General features: G+C 44.2%; 1 protein-coding gene. It reads right to left on the bottom strand.

Annotated elements, in window-relative coordinates:
- Positions 1-233: aldehyde dehydrogenase family protein (locus tag AAEY94_RS20855; protein ID WP_350979958.1), on the bottom strand; the 233-nt coding region annotated here is incomplete at both ends.

Genomic DNA, 233 nt, shown 5'->3' with positions numbered 1-233 from the left:
CTTTCTTTAACTCCACCAAATGGTAAGTTTGGTTGCGCTAAACCGTAGCCGTTTATGTTGATCATGCCGGTGTCGAAGTGCTTTTTAGCCAGCTCAATGGCTTTTTTCTCGTCTTTTGAGAAAATGCCGCCACCTAAACCATAGCGAGACGAGTTAGCAATTTTCATTGCATCGTTGTTGTCTTTCGCTTTTATAAGCGAGGCAACAGGGCCAAATAATTCGTCGTCGTACGC

The organism is Shewanella sp. AC34-MNA-CIBAN-0136, from assembly GCF_040309945.1.
GTDB lineage: Bacteria > Pseudomonadota > Gammaproteobacteria > Enterobacterales > Shewanellaceae > Shewanella.
This window is presented reverse-complemented; position numbering and strand designations above follow the sequence as displayed.